At 63.6% G+C, this 18,384-nt stretch carries 16 protein-coding genes; 7 read left to right on the top strand and 9 right to left on the bottom strand.

Going from position 1 to position 18,384, the window contains the following annotated elements; translation table 11 throughout:
* Window positions 1-11 precede the first annotated feature (11 nt).
* Window positions 12-1,271 carry a WavE lipopolysaccharide synthesis family protein gene (locus ACF8NF_RS13145; protein WP_312840972.1) on the top strand — a complete coding sequence of 420 codons (1,260 nt, stop codon included), beginning with the start codon at window positions 12-14 and terminating at the stop codon, window positions 1,269-1,271.
* A gap of 54 nt (window positions 1,272-1,325) precedes the next feature.
* Here the strand turns inward: ACF8NF_RS13145 and ACF8NF_RS13140 are convergent, their stop codons facing one another.
* The 6 genes from ACF8NF_RS13140 to ACF8NF_RS13115 form a co-directional block, all read right to left on the bottom strand.
* Window positions 1,326-1,850 carry a UDP-3-O-(3-hydroxymyristoyl)glucosamine N-acyltransferase gene (locus ACF8NF_RS13140; RefSeq protein WP_312840971.1) on the bottom strand — a complete coding sequence of 175 codons (525 nt, stop codon included), beginning with the start codon at window positions 1,848-1,850 and terminating at the stop codon, window positions 1,326-1,328.
* Window positions 1,851-1,938: 88 nt separating this feature from the next.
* Window positions 1,939-3,084: an aromatic ring-hydroxylating dioxygenase subunit alpha gene (locus tag ACF8NF_RS13135; RefSeq protein ID WP_392450707.1), complete on the bottom strand. Its 1,146-nt coding sequence runs from the start codon at window positions 3,082-3,084 to the stop codon at window positions 1,939-1,941.
* Between the two features lie 29 nt (window positions 3,085-3,113).
* Window positions 3,114-3,860 (bottom strand): SDR family NAD(P)-dependent oxidoreductase, encoded by a 747-nt coding sequence (locus ACF8NF_RS13130; RefSeq protein WP_123695324.1) that lies wholly within the window; start codon window positions 3,858-3,860, stop codon window positions 3,114-3,116.
* Window positions 3,857-4,618 (bottom strand): SDR family oxidoreductase, encoded by a 762-nt coding sequence (locus ACF8NF_RS13125; protein ID WP_313283885.1) that lies wholly within the window; start codon window positions 4,616-4,618, stop codon window positions 3,857-3,859. The genes ACF8NF_RS13130 and ACF8NF_RS13125 overlap by 4 nt, the downstream gene beginning before the upstream one ends.
* On the bottom strand, window positions 4,615-5,652 hold the full coding sequence (locus ACF8NF_RS13120) for a ketoacyl-ACP synthase III (protein WP_123695320.1): 1,038 nt from the start codon (window positions 5,650-5,652) through the stop codon (window positions 4,615-4,617). The genes ACF8NF_RS13125 and ACF8NF_RS13120 overlap by 4 nt, the downstream gene beginning before the upstream one ends.
* A 5-nt stretch (window positions 5,653-5,657) precedes the next feature.
* Window positions 5,658-5,882: an acyl carrier protein gene (locus ACF8NF_RS13115; RefSeq protein ID WP_034366508.1), complete on the bottom strand. Its 225-nt coding sequence runs from the start codon at window positions 5,880-5,882 to the stop codon at window positions 5,658-5,660.
* Window positions 5,883-6,240: 358 nt separating this feature from the next.
* Here ACF8NF_RS13115 and ACF8NF_RS13110 point away from each other — a divergent pair, with 358 nt between their 5' ends.
* The 6 genes from ACF8NF_RS13110 to ACF8NF_RS13085 all read left to right on the top strand — a co-directional run bounded on the left by ACF8NF_RS13110 (window position 6,241) and on the right by ACF8NF_RS13085 (window position 13,729).
* Window positions 6,241-9,045 carry a tetratricopeptide repeat protein gene (locus ACF8NF_RS13110; RefSeq protein ID WP_392450706.1) on the top strand — a complete coding sequence of 935 codons (2,805 nt, stop codon included), beginning with the start codon at window positions 6,241-6,243 and terminating at the stop codon, window positions 9,043-9,045.
* 248 nt (window positions 9,046-9,293) lie between these two features.
* Window positions 9,294-10,145, top strand: coding sequence for a flagellin domain-containing protein (locus tag ACF8NF_RS13105; RefSeq protein WP_017404688.1), 852 nt, complete (start codon window positions 9,294-9,296; stop codon window positions 10,143-10,145).
* 288 nt (window positions 10,146-10,433) lie between these two features.
* Window positions 10,434-11,306, top strand: coding sequence for a flagellin domain-containing protein (locus ACF8NF_RS13100; RefSeq protein WP_061289112.1), 873 nt, complete (start codon window positions 10,434-10,436; stop codon window positions 11,304-11,306).
* A 181-nt stretch (window positions 11,307-11,487) separates the two neighbouring features.
* Window positions 11,488-12,909 carry a flagellar filament capping protein FliD gene (fliD, locus tag ACF8NF_RS13095; protein ID WP_016454334.1) on the top strand — a complete coding sequence of 474 codons (1,422 nt, stop codon included), beginning with the start codon at window positions 11,488-11,490 and terminating at the stop codon, window positions 12,907-12,909.
* Between the two features lie 104 nt (window positions 12,910-13,013).
* Window positions 13,014-13,427, top strand: a complete 414-nt coding sequence (fliS, locus tag ACF8NF_RS13090) for a flagellar export chaperone FliS (protein ID WP_016454333.1) — start codon at window positions 13,014-13,016, stop codon at window positions 13,425-13,427.
* 2 nt (window positions 13,428-13,429) lie between these two features.
* Entirely contained in the window at window positions 13,430-13,729 is a 300-nt protein-coding gene (locus ACF8NF_RS13085) for a flagellar protein FliT (protein ID WP_016449305.1), read from the top strand.
* Window positions 13,730-13,885: 156 nt separating this feature from the next.
* On the opposite strand, the gene ACF8NF_RS13080 is transcribed toward ACF8NF_RS13085, so the two are convergent.
* The 3 genes from ACF8NF_RS13080 to flgK are packed head-to-tail and all read right to left on the bottom strand — an operon-like array spanning window position 13,886 to window position 18,384.
* Window positions 13,886-15,178, bottom strand: a complete 1,293-nt coding sequence (locus ACF8NF_RS13080) for an HDOD domain-containing protein (protein WP_016449306.1) — start codon at window positions 15,176-15,178, stop codon at window positions 13,886-13,888.
* A 21-nt stretch (window positions 15,179-15,199) separates the two neighbouring features.
* A complete protein-coding gene (gene flgL, locus ACF8NF_RS13075; RefSeq protein ID WP_016449307.1) occupies window positions 15,200-16,399 on the bottom strand; it encodes a flagellar hook-associated protein FlgL in 1,200 nt (399 codons plus the stop codon).
* Between the two features lie 23 nt (window positions 16,400-16,422).
* Window positions 16,423-18,384: a flagellar hook-associated protein FlgK gene (gene flgK, locus ACF8NF_RS13070; RefSeq protein WP_026062196.1), complete on the bottom strand. Its 1,962-nt coding sequence runs from the start codon at window positions 18,382-18,384 to the stop codon at window positions 16,423-16,425.

The following is an 18,384-nucleotide window of genomic DNA, read 5'->3' as shown; positions in this document are numbered from 1 at the left end:
GGTGAAACCGCATGGCTGAAATAATTGGTTCATTGGAAAGGGTCCTGCTCAGATATCCGGATCTGGACATCGCCAAACTGCGAGTCGTGGGCTGGGGTGCGGGAGAGTTCTTCAAGAAATACTATCCGCTGATCAGCAGTCGTATAAAGCTTGAATATACGGTTTGCCCCTGGCAGGAAAATCAGGGCAGGGTTTTGAACGGCGCGGAGGTCAGATCTCCCGAAGCCTTGATGAATGAGGATCCAGAGAACACGCTGATTCTGGTGTTTTCATACGATTTTTCGGAGCGATTGAGCGAGATCACCTACGGGGAGTTCCGGAAGTTCAAGGTAATGCGTGCAGTGGAGCTGGATGTGGGAGATGTGCCCCTGATGGACGAGCTGCAGGAACGGCAGCGCCTGATGGACGGTCTCAGCATGGCGCGAAGCCTCAAGGGCACACCGAAAGCCGGTATTTTTGTACAGGGTCTGGCCTTTGACTTCACGCCCCAGGTGCTGGCGTGGAACCGCATGCGCTTTCCTTCGGCCTACCAGTGCATGGTGACCTGGGACCATCAGCCCAGGGAACTGCTCGATCGCTGCCGTCCATGGCTGGATGCGCTGATTCTGGTGGCACAGCCGGAAAACAAGGGACGGCACAACACCAACTATATTGCGCGGTCCGCCCGCCTCGGCGTGGAGCATCTGGCGCAAAAAGGCATCGAGTACGCCGTGCGTTGCCGCAGTGACAATCTCCTGACGGGCTCCAGCATCCATGAGGCCATCCAGCATTTTTTTGCTGGTGGACGCAACAAGGGAAAAATAGCCATCGATCTGCGCTCAGGCTGGCGCCACGTGCCTTTCCATTTTTCCGAAAAGACCATGCTGGCGCGCACGGAAGATATGGTGAGGCTGTGGTCCGTGCCGGAAGACCGCCTGTCCGAGGCGGATATCGAGCATTCGGCCGGCATGCATTTCCAGAAGCTGGCCGATGTCACCATGGAAAGCTATCTGTGGAAGTCCTATGCAAGGAGCCTGGGATTTGCCGCCGAGACGCTGAAGGATTCCTATCGTTTTGCACATGACCGTCTGCTGCCGATCAACTCCCGGCTGGACTGGTTTTCGTACAAGTTCATACCCCTGTTCAACGTGAAGATGGCCAGCGAGATGTGCTTTCGGCAAAGCGACTGGGACGAGATGATGCAGGATCAGGAATTTGCCTTGCAGCGCGCCAGCGACATCAGTGCCCTGGATGTGTCGGTACGGGAATTCTGGCAACGCAAAATCGATTGACGCAACAGGTGCGCGGCCGGACACGGCAGGCCCGCCCTGCGCAGGGCCTATCCTTCACGATCCGTAGGTGCGGATTGGTTCGTCGTAGCGGGGATCGAAAACGGTTTTGCCGGCGATGTCCGTGTCATAGCGCCGGGGCCAGCCCAGTTCGCACTCGCGGCCGATGTGGATGCGCGGCGCGATCAAGGCCCCGCTGCGCAGGGTGCACTGCGCCGAGATCCGTGCGCCATCTCCCACCATCACGCCAGGTTCCAGCCAGCAAGATGACTGGATGTCCACACCGTTTCCGATATTCGTGGCGGGCAGCAGGACGCAGTTGGCGTCGATGCGGCTGCCGGACCCGATGATGACGCCATCCGCCACGAAGGTGTTGATGCCCACGCTCACGTCGGCGGCCAGCATGGCGCGTGGGCTGATATAGGGATCAAGCCGCAGCCCCCGTACCTGGGCGGCTGCCATGAGTTCCATGCGCTTGAAGTTGCCAAATCGCTCGTCGAAGGCAATGAAGGCCGTCCCCTTTTCCGGTGAAAGCGCGTCCAGAACCCCCAGATCGAACTCGTAGAGGGCGTCTTGCTGCACATGGATCCTTTCCACCTGCAGTCCGGGGCAGGCCTGACGCCAGGCCTCACAGGCCACGTCCAGGAAGGCGCTGGCGCCAATGATCCATTTACAGGCCATTGCCATCCTCCATCAGGTGGCGGTACCAGCGTTCCACCAGGCGGTTGTCGCCTTCGTAGGCGCCTTGCGTCGCAATGGGGGCGTCGGGGTGCAGGGAAGCCTGGACTTTTTCCATGATGTCCACATCCTCTGCAAGCACCAGTTTGCTGGCATGCATTTCCGCCAGAAGCACGGCATGGGAATACGTGAAAGCCTGCTTCTTGCGGGCCGAGAAGCGATAGACCTCCATGCTGGTGGTGTCCGGTGTCAGGGGCGTGTGGTATTCCAGAATGAAGGAGTGGCCCCCGTTGGCGCTGGCGATGTGAAGGTTGGGGTAGGCCAGCCAGTTGTAGTAGGCATCCTCTGCGCCCCAGCGTTGCACCAGGTCATGCCAGCCGAATCGCTGCATGCGGCTGATGTGCGCATCCATGCCGCCTTTGCTGAGGCGGCGCAATTGCTGGCGCAATCCCTGCTGGCTGGTGTCCTGCAGCGGCTTCGCTGTCTCGGCAAGCAGCGACTCGTTCACCTGGGGGGCGAAGGTCACGGTCTTGGTCAATGTCCCCGGATGAACGAATCGGGCGTGGTTTGCGTCGCGCAGGTTCTCGTAGGCGAGCTTCCAGTTGTACTTCCCGTGCCATGTGGTCACCATGACTTCGCTGTCATAGGCTTCGGAGCTGCTCTCCAGTGAAGCGATGAATTCCGGGGAAAACTGTTCTTCCAGTGGAAAGGGGTTGGGGTCCAGGTTGACGAACAGCAGGTTACCGACCGTGCGCAGTGCAAACTGGCGAAGCTTCAGTCCGCATCGTTCCTCACTGCTGAAGCGATAAAGGGTATCGCCGTCAGGAATATGCTCCACCTGGCCCTGTTCCCCATAGCGCCACGCGTGGTAGGCGCAGACCAGGGGGCGCCGGCCCACTGGCCCGGTCTGCAGGGGAGCGCTGCGATGCAGGCAGACGTTCTCGAAGGCCCGCAGTTCACCGTGGAAGTTCTGGATGACCACTGGAATGCCGGCAATCTTGCGGGTGAGAAAGGCGTTGTGCTCCGACACCAGCATTTTGAGCCCCGCAAACATCCAGACCTTGCGGAATATCTTGCGTTGCTCACGTTGGAAGATGCTCTCGTCCAGGTAGCAACCGGGATACATGCGTGAGCGCATGGCTCCTCCTTCAACGGGGTGCTGACATGTCAAAGAACGACGCCGCCGTCCATGACCAAGCTGGTGCCGGTGACCCAGCGGCTGGCATCGGACAGCAGATAAATGGCGGCATTGGCCACATCCTCAGGCTTGCCAAGACCCAGGGGGTGCCGGGCCTCCTGCGCCTGAAGCTGTTCGTTCTGCCCCGCATCGCCCCACATGGGCGTTGGTACGACCGAGGGAGAGATTCCGTTGACCCGCATGCGATGCCGGGCCTGCTCCACAGCCAGGCAACGGATGATGCCCAGCAGCCCCGACTTCATCGCGGAGTAGGGTCCCACGCCACGCGTGCCGATGTGGGCCGACGTCGAGAGCATGAAGATGATGGAGGCTGCGGGCGCCAGCTTGTTCGTGATCAGAAGCTGCTGGGTCAGCATGACGGGTGCCAGGAAATGTATGGCATACATCTCCGTCATGAGGGACTCCTGCAGCTGGCGTATGGGGCTGAGCATCTGGCGGCCTGCGCAGTGCACCAGGCCGTCGATCCGCGGCGTTGCCTGAACCAGGGCTGTCCTGTCCTGCGCATCGGTCAGGTTGGCTTCGATCTGCTGGTGGCCGCTGCCTTCGAGCAGGTCGAAGGTGCCCTGCAGGCGCTGGCGGTCACGCCCCGTGGCGATGATTCGGGCACCGCGCCGGGCGCAGGAAATGGCAATTTGCCTGCCCAGGCCCGATGAAGCGCCGGTGACCAGCACGGTCTTGCCCTGCAGGGAAAATGGGTCGTGCGCAGCTTGGGTCATGCAAAGACATCCATGGAAACCGTCAGGCCGCCGTCAATAGTGAAGTAGTTCCGGGTGATCCATCGGCTGGCGTCGGACAGATAGAAGACTGCTGCGAGTGCGACGTCCTGCGGCTCTCCCATGCCAAGCGGGGCGAGCTTGGCGTATTCCTCGGTATCCACGCCTCCTGCGGACAGTCCGTCCAGCATGGGGGTGCGCACATATCCCGGTGCAAGGCAATTGGCGCGGATGCCTTGTTTGGCAACCTCCAGGCCCAACGAACGCATGGCGCCGAGCAGGGCTGCCTTGCTGGCTGAGTACCCGCTGCTGGCCAGTGGCCCGATGTGGGATGCCACGGCGCTGATGAACACAATGGAGCCGTGGGGCCGGATCAGACGCTTGGCCAGCAATTCCTTGGTCAGCAGGATCGGGGCGTATGTGTTGTGCGCGAACATCTCTTCCAGATGGGCTTGCTTGACCATGCGCAACGGCACCAGCTTAGAGATGCCGGCTGCGTGGACCACGCCATCGATCGAGCCTGCCTGGGCCGCAAGCGCACTGATGTCCTGTGCCTGGGTGAGATCGGCGACCACGCTGACATGGCCATCGCCTGCGAGCAGGCCTGCCGTGTGGGCAAGCCGCTCTGCATTGCGGCCCGTGATGATCAGTGTGGCGCCCTGGCTGGCGCAGGAGATCGCTGTTTGGTGGCCAATGCCCGACGATGCACCCGTCACGAGGATGCGCTTGCCTGCCAGGGAGAAGGGATCGTTGGCAGTCATGCTTCGGTCATTGCAGGAAAGCGTGCCTTGTCCACGTCCACGATGGCGGTTCCCCAGGACAGGCCCACGCCGAAGCCACTCAGCAGCAGCCGCGCCTTGGCGCCATCCAGCTGTTCGTGCAGCCGTGCGGTGAGGGTGACAGGCAGCGAGGCGCCGCTGGTGTTTCCCAGGTCATGCAGGGTGCTTGGAACCTTCTCCGCGGGTAGGCGCAGCTTCTTGCGAATGGTCTCGTTGATCAGCCGGTTGGCCTGGTGGAATATGAAGTGATCGATCTGCTCCTTGTCCACCTGGGAGTACTCCAGCAGGCGTTCTACGGCAGGCGGCACACGCTGGGTAGAGAAGCTCAGCACCGCCGGCCCGTCAAGCACCAGGTCGGCGGGCAGGCGCAGGAAGCCATGCTCATCGCGCTTGGGGATCACGTGTTCGATTCCGTAGGGCTCGCGGTGGCCGCCAGCGGGCAGCATGATGGCCTTGTAGCCGCTGCCATCGCTGTTGAGGTCGAAATACATGGGAGGCGCACTGGCGTCGAACTCCAGCGCCGTGGCCGTGCCGGCGTCCGAGAACAGGGGATCCATGATGGTCGCGGATTTGTCTCCCACCAGCACCAGGCCTTTTTTAAGGCCTCCTGCCGAGATCATGCTGCCCAGCATGTGCAGGCCGAACGGGTAGCCAGAACAACCCAGGTTCACGTCGAAGGCGATCGTGCCGTGCGCCAGTCCCAGCCGGTCCTGCAGGATGATGGCCGTGGCGGGGATCAGATAGTCGGGCGATTGCGTGACGACGATCAGGACGTCGATTTCGTCGCGCTGCCACTGCAGTTCATCGAGCAGCTTTTCCGCGGCCACGAAGGCCAGGTCCGAGAAACACTGCCACTCCGGGCAGATGCGCCGGGTATGGATGCCGATGTTGCGCACCAGCCGTTCGCGTTCGGAGCGCTGCGAGGGCGGGCAATCCTCCAGATTGGAGATCTCGCGCCGGGGTATGCAGCTGGCCATGCCCGCAAAGCGGACGTTGTGCAGAGTGGACAGCGCCATGGTGTTTATCCCAGCAGCTTGTAGAGATCAGTGATGGTCGAGCAGTTCTTGAGATCGTCGCCCGTGATGGTCTTGCCGTAGTCCACGTCGAACATGACGATCACGCCCAGCGCGGCCAGCGAGTCCCACTCGGGCAGGCTCCTGAGTTCGGTGTCAGGGGTGACTGCTACGGCTTCCTGGAAGTCCACGGCGGTCAGAAAGCTTTCGATGAATTGGTCAATGGAGGGCATGGGATATGTTCCTGAAAAAGAGCTGCGCACCTGCCTATGAGGGCAAACGCTTCGATGAATTTTCGCAGAGCGCCCCTGCGCCGGAAGGTTGGAACTGTAGGTAAAAGCGGGGCCTGTTCCGATGCTGCGAGAGGCGATTGTGTCCGTGCGAAGCCGGGGATGATGGCATACAGCCACATGGCGTGCTTCCTGTTTTGTAGCAGCTGGTGACCGGTCCGTCTGGCAAAGGTGGAAGAAATGCGGTTTGCGCCCGCTTATCCGGGGGCTGTGCCTGCCGGCTTGCCTGCACGATGGCGGTATTTGTGCGGGTGTCGGCCTGGGCGCCGGGCCTGTGGTGGGGCGCTTGCCCGCAACCTTGATGACCAAGATGAATACGAACGAGCATTTGCAGCAGGCCCGCCAGTTGCATGAACAGTGGCAGTTCGAGCAGGCTCGCCAGGCCTATGAAAAGGTGCTGGAGCAGGAGCCTGCCCATGCCGAGGCGCTGCACGGCATGGCCCAGCTGCTGGGTCTGCACCAGCTGCGCAGTGCCGAGGCACTGCCCTATCTGGAGGCAGCCATCGGCGTGCGGCCTGCGGATTTTGGCTACTGGCGCCTGTACATCCACATGCTGATCCGCGAGGGGCTGCTGGACATGGCCATCTCGCTGATCGACGTGGCACGGGCCAACGGCATGCAGGAGATTGCGCTGGAACAGCTGGAAAAGGATGTGGCCCTGGTGCAGGGCGCGCAGGCAGCTGCGTTCCTGGAGGTGCAGGCCGCGCGCTGGCCGCTGGGGCCGGCGCAGCCCGAGGCGGCGCCGGTTGCTGGCGATGGCCGTGGTCGGGTGCCCGAGGCGCAGCTGCGGCTGCTGGGGCAGCTGTTTGCCCAGCGCGAGCATGCCGAGGTCAGCCAGCTGGCGGGTTCGCTGGTGCGCCAGTATCCCAAGAGCGGCTTGGTCTGGAAGCTCAAGGCGGCAGCCGATCATGCGAACGGCCGCATCGAGGCGGCCCTGCAGGCAGCGCGCCAGGCAGCCGTTCTGCTGCCGCGCGATGCCGAGGTGCAGTTCAACATGGGCGGCATCTGCCTGCAGGCAGGCCACGCAGCCGAGGCCGAGCGTGCGATGCGTGCGGCGTTGGCGCTGCGGCCGCATTGGACCCAGGCCTTCTCGCATCTGGGCGATGCGCTGTGCGCCCAGGGCTGTATCGAGGACAGCCTGCCCTGCTATGTGAATGCGCTGCTGCTCGACCCGGAGGATGTGGACACACTGTCGCGGCTGACGGCCGCGCTGCAGAAAACCGGACGGCTGCAGGAATGTGCGCAGTTCCTGGTGCTGCTCATGCAGCAGCGGCCCGAGGACCTGCGTTTGTGCCTGGCCAGCGCCCATGTGCTGGGCGAGGCTGGCTGGGAGCTGCAGGCGGAAACTGCCTATCGCATGGCGCTGCAGATCGAGCCTGAGAGTCTGGAGCTGCTGCTGCATCTGGCGTTGCTGCTGTGCTCCGGAGGACGGCTGGGAGAGGCTGAAACCTGCTTGCGCAAGGCGCTCCAATTGCGCCCCGACAATGCCGTGCTCCACTGCGAGACGGCCTTCACGCTGTTTGCCCAGAAGAAATGGGAGCAGGCGCTGGAACTGCTCGAAGAGGCGCTGCGCATCCAGCCTGACAATGCCCGCGCGCACATGCTGCGCTGCCAGGTATTGCTGGAAACGCGTGACCTGCTCCGGCTCGACCGGGCCTTGACCGAAGCGCTGGAACGCCTTCCCGGTGACCGGGAGCTGATGTTCCAGCGCGCCGCCTACTGGGACCGCTGCGGCGATGCCCTGCGCCACATGCGCCAGCTGGATGAACTGGTCAGGCTGCACCCGGACTACGAGCCCGCCTATAGCGCGCGCCTGTTCGCCATGATCCATTCGCCTGAGGCCAGTGCAGCCTCGGTGGGGCGGGCCAACCGCGAATATGGTGCGCTCATGCGGCGGCATTCCGAGGGGCAGCGGGGCATGGGGTATGAGAACGCCCGTGACCGCGGCAAGACATTGCGTGTGGGCTTCGTGTCCGGTGATCTTCGCGCGCATGCGGCGGCCAAGTTCTTCCTGCCGGTGATGCGCGAGCTGTCCCGGCATGGCGACCTGGTGTGCGTTGCCTATTGCAACAACGAAATTCACGATGAGGTCACCAAGGAATTCCAGGGCCTGTTCCAGCTGTGGCGCGGCATCAAGGACATGAATGTGCAGTCGCTGTCCAATCTGGTTCGGGCCGACGGCATCGATATCCTGATTGATCTCAGTGGCCATACGCGTGGTCACCGGCTGGATCTGTTTGCCGCAAAGCCCGCGCCGCTGCAGATGACCTGGATAGGCAACCCGGGCAGCACAGGCCTGGAAAGCATGGACTACATCGTGCTCAGCGACCTGATCCTGGAGGACGAACTGCTCAAGACCCAGCTGACCGAACGGCTGTTGCGTGTTCCTTTGGCCTACGTCTTCGACGGCGGCATCCACCAGGAGGCCGTGGCGCCACTGCCGGCGCTGCGCAACGGCCATCTGACGTTTGGCTCCTTCAACCGCCTGTCCAAGATCAACCGCCAGGTGGTTTCTGTCTGGGGTGAGGTGCTGCGTGCACTGCCCACGGCGAGGCTGAAGATCGCGGCCTGCCCCCGTTCCGGTCCTCCGCAGCACCTGCGCGACTGGCTGGCCGAGGAGGGCGTGGCCGCGCAGCGCGTCGATTTTGTGGAGCAGATGGGATTCGAGCACTATCTGCAGGCGCACCATGATATAGATATCTGCCTGGATACTCTGCCCTTCACTGGCGGAGTGGTCACCAACCACGCCCTGTGGATGGGCGTGCCCACGCTGACGCTGATGGGGGAGCTGCTGGCGGGGCGGCAGTCGGCCGAAGTGATGGCTCGTGTCGGCCTGGACCAGGGCTTTGCAGCACGGGACCTGGCGCAACTGCTGGACCAGGCTGCGTTCTGGCAGGCACATTTGCCGCAGCTGCAGCAGATACGCCAGGGGCTGCGTGCACGCCTGCAGGACCAGGAGCCGCAACAGGCGGACATCGTGGCGCGCTCGGTGGCGATGGGGATGCGCCAGGCCTGGGCCCGCTGGTGCCAGGGACAGGAGCCTGTGGATCTGCGTGTCTCCTATGAGGATCTGGGTCTGGCCGCTCCTGTGGCCCCCGTTTTGTAACAGCGAACCATGCACCGCGCGGATGGCCATGCCGCGTAGTGCAAAAAATCTTGTGAAGTCCCCCTAAAGTTCGCCGGGGCAGCTCCGAAAACCAACTCAGCAGAGGGACAAAAAGTCCTGAGCCCACCAAAAGCCGCGTAATTCGATGTGAAAGCGGCCGATGGTCGGATTGGGCCGCCGCCGCCCGCCTTGCGATAAGCGAGGGCACCGTGGCGGCGACGTAACTGACTTTACTAGGAGTTGTCACCATGGCCATGTCTATCAACACCAACGTGCAATCGCTGAACGCCCAGCGCAACCTGGCTACTTCGCAAAGCTCGCTGTCCACCACCATGCAGCGCCTGTCCTCCGGCCTGCGCGTCAACAGCGCCAAGGATGACGCAGCCGGCCTGGCCATCGCAGAACGCATGAACGCCCAGGTCCGCGGCATGAACGTGGCAGTGCGCAACGCCAACGACGGCGTGTCGATGGCCCAGACCGCTGAAGGCGCCCTGTCCAAGGTGACCGACGCTCTGCAGCGTATGCGTGAACTGGCTGTGCAGGCCCGTAACGGTACCAACGGCGCCAAGGACCAGGTTTCGCTGAACAAGGAATTCGTCGAGCTGGGCAAGGAAATCGACCGCGTGATCAAGGGCGCTGATTTCAACGGCAAGAAGATTCTGAGCACCGATGCTGGCGCCATCAACTTCCAAGTGGGCGCCAACACTTCGGCCAACGACTCGATCACCGTCACCACGAGCAATCTGGGTACGAATACCGACATCACCGGCATCACCAGCGCCTCGATCGGCTCCAACGCCACCACGGCTCTGGACGCTACTGCCCTGGCTACCGTGATCAGCAACCTGGACACGGCTCTGGATACGGTCAACTCCGAGCGCGCCGTGCTGGGTGCCACCCAGAACCGCTTCGAGGCCGTGGTCTCGAACCTGCAAGTGGCAGCCGAGAACACCGCTTCTGCCCGCAGCCGCATCATGGATGCCGACTTCGCTTCGGAAACCGCCAACCTGAGCCGCTCGCAGATCCTGCAGCAAGCTGGCACGGCGATGGTGGCCCAGGCCAACCAACTGCCCCAGGGCGTTCTGGCCCTGCTGCGCTGATAGTGCGAGTCCGGCGGCCTTTCCAAGCAAGAGGCGGCCGGAATTCTCCAGGCCCCAGGCATCTGCCTGGGGTTTTTTTATGGGCGAAAGAGTGGGTGAAGAGGGTGTTCGAAAGGTGAATTGGCGTCCGATCATGGGCTTTATCGGCGCTTTGGCGCAAGGGCTTTTCCGCACAATCGTTGGCATCAGATAGGCAGAGCTGGAAGTCCTGGCGTGCTTTCTGGCGTTCTGGCGGCTTGGGGTCGTCGAACGGTTGGCCATTGTTCATGCCTAACGAGGAGCTGCCCCATGGCATCCATCATCAACACCAATCTTGTTTCGCTTAACGCCCAGCGCAATCTCAACACGTCCCAGTCGTCGCTGAGCACCACCATGCAGCGCCTGTCTTCGGGCCTGCGTGTCAACAGTGCAAAGGACGACGCGGCAGGCTTGGCCATTGCCGAGCGCATGAACGCCCAGGTGCGAGGCATGAATGTGGCCATGCGCAATGCCAATGACGGCATTTCCATGGCGCAGACGGCCGAAGGCGCACTGGGCAAGCTCAGCGACAACCTGCAGCGGATGCGTGAGCTGGCCGTGCAGGCCGCCAACGACACCAACGGCACGACGGACCGTGGTTCGCTGGACAAGGAGTTCCAGCAGCTGGCGCAGGAAATCGCCCGTATCGTCGGCAGCACCAGCTTCAACGGCCGCCAGCTGCTGGACAACAACAATGCCACCGTGTTCCAGGTGGGTGCCAATACCGGGGCCGACAACCAGATCACGATCATGGCCGTGAACCTGACGGGCTCTACGCCCGGCGGCCTGGCCATTACCGGCGGCACGCCGCCGTCCCTGGGTGGAGCCCTGGGCTCGCTGCTCGGCGCGGGCAGCTCGGCGCCTGATGCCCGCCTGTCCATGGCTGCTATCGACACCGCCCTGGATCTGGTCAACAACACGCGCGCCACCTTCGGTGCCGCACAGAACCGCTTCGAGGCCGTGATCTCCAACCTGCAGGTGGCAGCAGAGAACACCGCATCCGCACGCTCGCGCATCATGGATGCCGACTTCGCTGCCGAAACCGCCAACCTGAGCCGCACGCAGATCCTGCAGCAGGCCGGCACAGCCATGGTGGCCCAGGCCAACCAGCTGCCCCAGTCGGTGCTCAAGCTGATCCAGTAAGAGGGAGCCTGCGGGGCTTTTGAGCCTGGCTGCGCAGGGCGCGGCCAAAAAAAGCCTCAGGTTCGGGAGAAACCGGTCGATAAGATACCGGGGAATGCCTTCGGGCATTTGGTGTGCGTGTTCGCAGGGGCACGCTCTGCGCTGTGGCGCGGAGGTGTTCTGCACTTAGAAAGGGATGGTCATGGCCACCTTGAGTTCAGCTGGCATCAGCGGCAGCGGCCTGGACGAGACGATGATCGCCAAACTGGTGGCCCTGCAAAGGCAGTCACTGGTTCCGCTTCAGCAAAAAGCGTCTGTTCTGGATTCCAAGATATCCACGTTCGGGCAGATCAAGTCCCTGATGTCCACGCTTCAGGACGCGGCCACTTCGCTGGCCGATGCCGATACATGGCGCCTGACCAATGCCACCACGACCAATACGGCCGTGACTGCCACGGTGACGGACGCCAATGCTCTGCCCGGATCTTCGGTGATCTCGGTGACGGATCTGGCGCGCAGCCAGTCTGTTGCGACCGCTGTCATGCCGGCGTCCACCCAGTTCGGGGCTGGCAAGCTCACCATCACCATGGGCAGCTGGGACAAGACTGGCGACCAGTTCAGCAATCCCGGCACTCCCGTGGAGATCGATATCGCGGCCGGTGCCAAGCTGGAAGACGTGGTCCAGGCCATCAATAGCAAGGGCACGGGCGTGGTGGCGTCGGTGCTCAAGGATGCCCAGGGTGAACGCCTGGTGCTGCGCTCGCGTGCCACGGGTGCCGATGCCGGCTTCACGGTCGGTGCCAGTGGCGATGCCAGCCTGTCGGCCCTGGCCTTCAACGGCAAGGCAACCACGAGCTCCGTGGCGCAGTACGCCCAGAATGCCGAGATCAATGTCAATGGCATCACGGTGCAGTCGACCACCAACGAGTTCAAGCAGACCGTGCCTGGCCTGAACATCACCGTGAACCAGGTGACGGCGGCCGCCACCCCGGTGACGGTGACGGTGTCCTCGGACACTGAGGGCATGAAGAAGAAGATCCAGGCCTTCATGGATGCCTACAACGCGCTCAATGACGCGTTGGCCAGCTCGACCAAGTACGACGCCGAAAGCAAGGCCGCCGGCGTGCTGCAGGGCGACTCCACCACGGTGGGCATGACCAACAGCCTGCGCAGCGTGGTCTCGGGTACGGTTGCTGGCGCAGCGGACACGCTCAAGCGCCTGTCGGACATGGGCATTCAGATCCAAAAGGGCGGCAAGCTCGCCTACGGTACGACAGCCAGCGACAAGACCAAGCTGGACGCAGCGCTGAAGGACCCCGAGTCCATGAGCAAGATGTTTGCCGCGGTGGGAACAGACGGGCAGCCTGATACGCAGGGCCTGGCCGCGCGCATGAAGGATTTCACGCGCAAGGCGCTGGAATTCGATGGCACCTTCGACACCAAGAGCAAGAGCCTGCAGGAACTCAAGAAGAGCAACGGCAAGTCCCAGGACCGGATCAATGACCAGGCCGATTCGCTGGAAAAGCGCCTGCGTGAGCAGTACGCTTCGCTGGACAAGAAGATGAGCGGCTATTCGGCGCTGAGTGCCTACATGAACCAGCAGGTTTCCCAGTGGAATAAATAGACAGGAGCCATGCGGAGCGGCGGTCCTGTTTTCTGTAACCAATGCCCGGTGCCTCTAAATTTTCGGGCATTGCAGCCGAAGAACAAGACATCAAGGAAACGAACATGTACACATCGCTCAACCGTCGTGCTGCAAGTGCCTATGCCCAGGTCGGCGTCCAGTCCTCCGTGGACGGCGCATCGCCCCATCAACTGATCCAGCTGCTGTTCGACGCGCTTGAGAAAGCGCTGAACGCGGCCAAGGGAGCCTTGCAGCGTGGCGACATCGGCGAGAAGGGTGTGCAGATCGGCAAGGCCGTGCGCATTCTGGAGGAAGGCCTGAAGGCCTCCGTCAATCCCGATGAAGGCGGCGAGCTGGCACAGAACCTGATTTCCGTCTACGACTACAGCATCACCCAGCTGACGCTGGCCAATCTGCGCAACGACGCAGCGCTGCTGCAAAGCGCGCAGGACGTGTTGGCTCCGATTGCCAATGGTTGGCGTGATATCGCCAACACGCCAGCCGTTGCCGGGACCTAGAAATGGAGTTGACATTGATTGACTTTTACCGGGCCATAGAAGACAGCAGCGCCAAGATGCTGCAGGCCGCACAGAACAAGGATTGGGAGGGAGTGACGCGCTACGAAGGCACCTGTGCCGTGCTGATCGAGCAGCTGCGGCTCAAGTCCCATGACGAGCCGCTGGCGCCTGAGCAACGCAAGGAGAAGGCGCGCATCATGCAGCGCATCCTGCGCAACGATGCCCAGATCCGCACGCTGGCCGAGCCCTGGCTGGCACAGTTCGAGCACATGTTCGACGGTCAGCCCCACGCCATGCATTGAGCCATGGCCTGACGGCGGCAGCTGCATCTGCAGCTTCCTGCCGGACATGAAAAAACCGCCTGAGATCCAGGCGGTTTTTTCATGGGTGGAATCTGCGGATGGCAGCGGCCGCAGATCAGGCCGCAGGTTCGGCCGCTGCGGGTCGCCGTATATCGATCAGGCCGCCGGCGCGGGCTGCACCTGCAGTTCGCTGAGCATGCGCAGCAGGTTGCGGTTGACGTCCTCGATCTCGAAGTCGTTGTCTTCGCGCAGCTGGCGAATCGGTGCGGGATCGTCGGATTCCAGCGCAATGGCCATCATCAGGGCCGGCGCGTAGGGGCCGGTGCGCGTCACGGCCGCGTCGAAGACGCGTTCGGACAGCGGTACGCGGCGCAGCACGGTGGGCAGGGGCTCGCCCAGCAATTGGTCCAGCTGCGAGAACAGGCCCAGCAGATAGACCTCGCGCTGCAGGTCGTGGCTGATGCCGGCTTCGATCAGGCGTTCGGTCAGGCTGGCGCGCAGCCGGATGGCGGTGCGCACGGGTATCAGGCTGGGCTCGGTGCAGGCGTGGGGCAGCTGGTCCGACAGCCAGCGCTGCAGCGTGCCGTAGCCCAGCATCACCAGGCCGCGGCGCAGCGAGTCCACATTGCCCCGCAGGCCCAGGGCCGCGGAGTTGGTGTAGAGCATGAAGCGATAGGCCAGGATGGGGTCCTCGCCCAGGATCTGCTCGAAGGCTTCCAGCGATTGCTCGGCATCGACGGCACGCATCAGCGCAAGCACGGTGTCGCGGCTGGGCAGGGCGGGGTGATGGCGCTGGGCATGCAATGCATCGGCCACGGGCCAGCCGGCGATGGCGCCCGCATGGAAGCTGTCCAGGCACAGATCGGCCAGAGCCAGGCTTTCCAGCCCTTCATACATCTGGCCGCCCAGCAGCTGCAGGGGGGGCAGGGTGGGGGCGGGCCTGGCGGCCTGCTTGAGGGCCTGGAGCTTGGTCGGCGCTTCGGCGGCCTGCGCGGCCTGCTGCAGCGCAAGCACGGTCTGATTGGGCATGCCCGAGGCGCCTTCGGGCGGCAGGTGCAGCAGGCTGCTGGCAAACCAGTGGGCGGCCTGGGCGTCGGGCACGTCGGACAGCGGGCCGCGCCAGACCAGCATCAGGCCGCGCGCATGGGCCTGGCGCACCAGGTCATAGATGGCGGAGTCCTGCAGCCAGTCGCCGCGCACCTCGATCCAGGGGCTTCCCTTGGAGGCGTTCTCCAGCAGGTCGCACAGCACCTGGCGGGATTGGGGCGACAGCAGCACCGGCGGCGACTGCGTGCCCCAGGTCTCGCGCAGTATGCGCAGCAGGTGGGCCACGTCGGCCTGGACGCCGGGCTCCTCGTGAAGATAAAGCTGCACGCCCGCCAGACGGCGGGCCTGGTTCCAGAGCGGCCTATAGCCGAGGGTCAGAGAGCTCAGGACGGACTGGACCATGGATGCATGCGCGGGCGGTTATCAGTTGATGAAGTTGAACAGTGACAGTTTCTGGATCGAGGCGTAGGACTGCAAGGCCGCCTGCATGCCCACCTTCTGCATGTCCACATCGGAGAGGGCCTTGATCATATCGATGTCTTCGGCCCGCGAGCGCGCTGCTTCCTGCTGGTCCGCCTGGTTCTTCATGTCGTCTTCGAGGCGGTCGGCGCGGTTGAGCTGGTCGCCGGCGAAGCTGCGCATGGCCTGGACGCGGCTCATGCCGGCGTCGAGTTCGTTGAGGCCGCGGCCCAGCGCCTGCTGCATGGCGCCGGCATCGGTGGCGCCGTTCTTCACGCCCGCGATCACGTTGTCCAGCACGCTGAACAGGTCGGTGCGCTGGCTGGGGCCCAGCGTGAAGCTGTCGCCCGTGGCCAGGTTGCCCGAGATCTTCATCGACATGCCGCCCACGGTGATGGTGTCTCCGGCCGTGTAGGGAACGGCCGTGCCGGTCGTGCCACCGGAGGTGACGGTGTAGCTCAGGGCGCCCGTCGTGGCGTCCTTGGTGAAATTCAGGGTGTAGCTGGCGCCCGTGATGGCGCTGGGGTCCGACACCGTGCCCAGGTCGGCATAGGCCGAGCTGCCCGTGGGCGACTGGCGCGTCACGGCGAACACGCCGTTGCCCGTGGGCACGTTCATCCAGGTCGCAAAGCCGTCCAGCGCCAGCGGCAGGCCGTTTTCGCTGCCCGTGGCCTGGCCCGGTTGCAGCTGGGAATTGGTGCCGGGGTTGCCGTTGGTGAGAGGGTCTTCCTTGCTGCCCAGTCCGCGGAAGATGGGCAGGCCGTTGGAGTCCTTGGCATTGGCGTAGCTCAGCACCTGGTTGCGTATGCTTTCGAGCTGCTGCACCAGCGCATCGCGCGCCTTCTGGTCATAGGAGCCATTGCCGGACTGCAGGATCAGGTCGCGGAAGTCCTTGAGCGCGTCGTGGGCGGTGCCCAGCTTGGATTCGCCCTGGGCCATCACATCGCGCTGCAGGCCCAGCACACGCTGGTCGTTTTCCGAGCGGGAGATGCGCGTGAGCGCGCGCTCGGCCTGGGCGGCGGCCACGGGGTCGTCGCTGGCGCGCACCACGCGCTTGCCGGAAGTGGTCTTTTCCATCAGGTCCACCAGACTCGTGTTGCGCGAGTTCAGGTTGTTGATGGTGCTTTCGTACATGTTGGCCGTGCCAATGCGGGAGATGCTCATGGTGGAATGCTCCTGTCCTGTGATCAGCGGCCCACGGTCTGCAGAACGCTGTCGAAAATGCTTTGCGCGACCTGCAGCATCTTGGCCGAGGCCTGGTAGGACTGCTGGTACTGCAGCAGCTTGGCGGCCTCTTCGTCGAGGTTCACGCCCGAGACGGCCGTGCGGTCCGCCTCCAGGTTCTTGGCGATGGTCTCGGACAGCTTGGCCGCGTACTGCGCGCTCTGTGTGCGGGTGCCCACCTGCGCCATGGCGGTGGAAAAGCCGTCGCTCAGCGTGGTCGAGCCATCGAAGAGCTTGCTGTCGCGCAGCGCCAGGAAGGAGCTGGCATTGCCGGCATCGCGCTGGTAGGCCGTGCCGTATTGCGGATCGGTGGCCTTGCCCAGCGTGACCTTGTCGCTGTTGGTTCCGTTGATGGCGGGCGTGCCGGTGATCTTGACCTGCAGGCCCGGTGCCAGCTGTATGGCCTGGCCGGAGGTGTACAGGCCCGTGGCGGGTACGCCTGTGGGTGCCGGGGTGATGGTGTACTCCAGCTGCCCGGCGCCGTTCTTGCTGAATGACACCTCGGCACCGGCGAAGTTGGTCAAGTCGAAGCCCGCGCTGACCTGGATCCCGCCCATCTGCAGGGTGGCATCGCCCAGCGACTTGATGCTGGCGGCCACGGGATTGGCCACGGCCAGGTCGTTGGGCGAATGCACGGCGGCCTGGATGTCGTGGGCGCCTGCCGCCATGGGGCGGAACAGGATGGAGTTGCCGTTGGTGCCCGGGGCCTTGAGGTCGAATTTCAGGCCGTCGATCACCTTGGAGTTGAGATCGGCCACGCTGGTGAAGTCCGTCACCTTGCCGTCCGACAGGCGGATGACCTTGCCCGCTGGGGCCGTGCTGCCGAAGACGACCTGGTAGTCGGAGGCCTTGAGCTGGCTGGCATCGACCACCGTGGTTGTCGGCGTGGTGGCACCTGTCCACTGGGCGCCCGTGGTCGAGCCGTTGCTGACCATGGACAGCTTGAACAGATTGCTGCCGCTTTGTCCCGACAGCGTCAGGCCGAGGTTGTTTTGCTGGTTCAGCGTGTCGCCGATGGCCAGTGCCATGCGGCCCAGCAGGTTGCGGCCCTCGGTCAGGTCGCTGCCCTGGAACTGCAGCAGGCCGGCGATCTCGCCGCCACCCAGCATGGAGGGCGTCAGCTCCACGCTCTGGCCGCCGGGCTGCTGGAAGTACAGGGCCATCTTGCCGCTGCCCGGAAACTCCGTGGCTTCCTTGAGCGTGAGCTGGGCCGAACTGGAGCCCAGCACCAGCGGCTGGCTGCCGCCCACGAACAGGCTGATGGTGCCGTCGTCCGCGGGGATCTGGCTGGTCTGCACATACTTGTTGATATTGCGCACCAGCTGGTCGCGCTGGTCCAGCAGGTCGTTGGGCGTCTGGCCCGAGGCGATGGAGCGGCTGATCTGCGCATTGAGCGTGGCCACCTGGCCAGCCAGGCTGTTGACCACGGTCACATCGTTGCCCATCTGCTGCTTGGCGCTGTAGTCCAGCTCGTCGAGCTGGGCCGATGCCGAGCGAAAGCGCGCCGCCAGCTCGTTCATGCGCGTGAGCGCCACCTGGCGTGCCGACGGGTCGGTGGGCGCGCCGGCCACATCGCCGAACGAATTCATCATGTCCGTGATGGCCGCGCCCAGGCCGGTCTTGCCGCCGCTGAACACTTCCTGCATCTGCGCCAGCGAGGTGGCGCGCGCCGAATCGGCCGCCGACACGGCGCTGGCCGTGGCCGCCTGGCGGTTCAGCAACTCGTTGAAGTTGCGCAGGATGGTGTTCACATCCACGCCATTGCCGATGTAGCCGCTGCCCATGTTCTGGCCCGGCGAGGTCTGGAAGGCCACGCTCTGGCGCGAGTAGCCGGCCGTGTTGACGTTGGCGATGTTGTGGCCGGTGGTCTGCAGGGCGATCTGATTCGCCATCAGGGCGCGGGATCCGACGTTCAAAAGGCTCAT

Source organism: Delftia sp. WSY_22, from assembly GCF_043104185.1.
In the GTDB taxonomy this organism is placed as follows: Bacteria; Pseudomonadota; Gammaproteobacteria; order Burkholderiales; family Burkholderiaceae_C; genus Comamonas; species Comamonas tsuruhatensis.
Note: the sequence above shows the minus strand (reverse complement) of the source record. Positions and strands in the feature narration are given on the sequence as shown.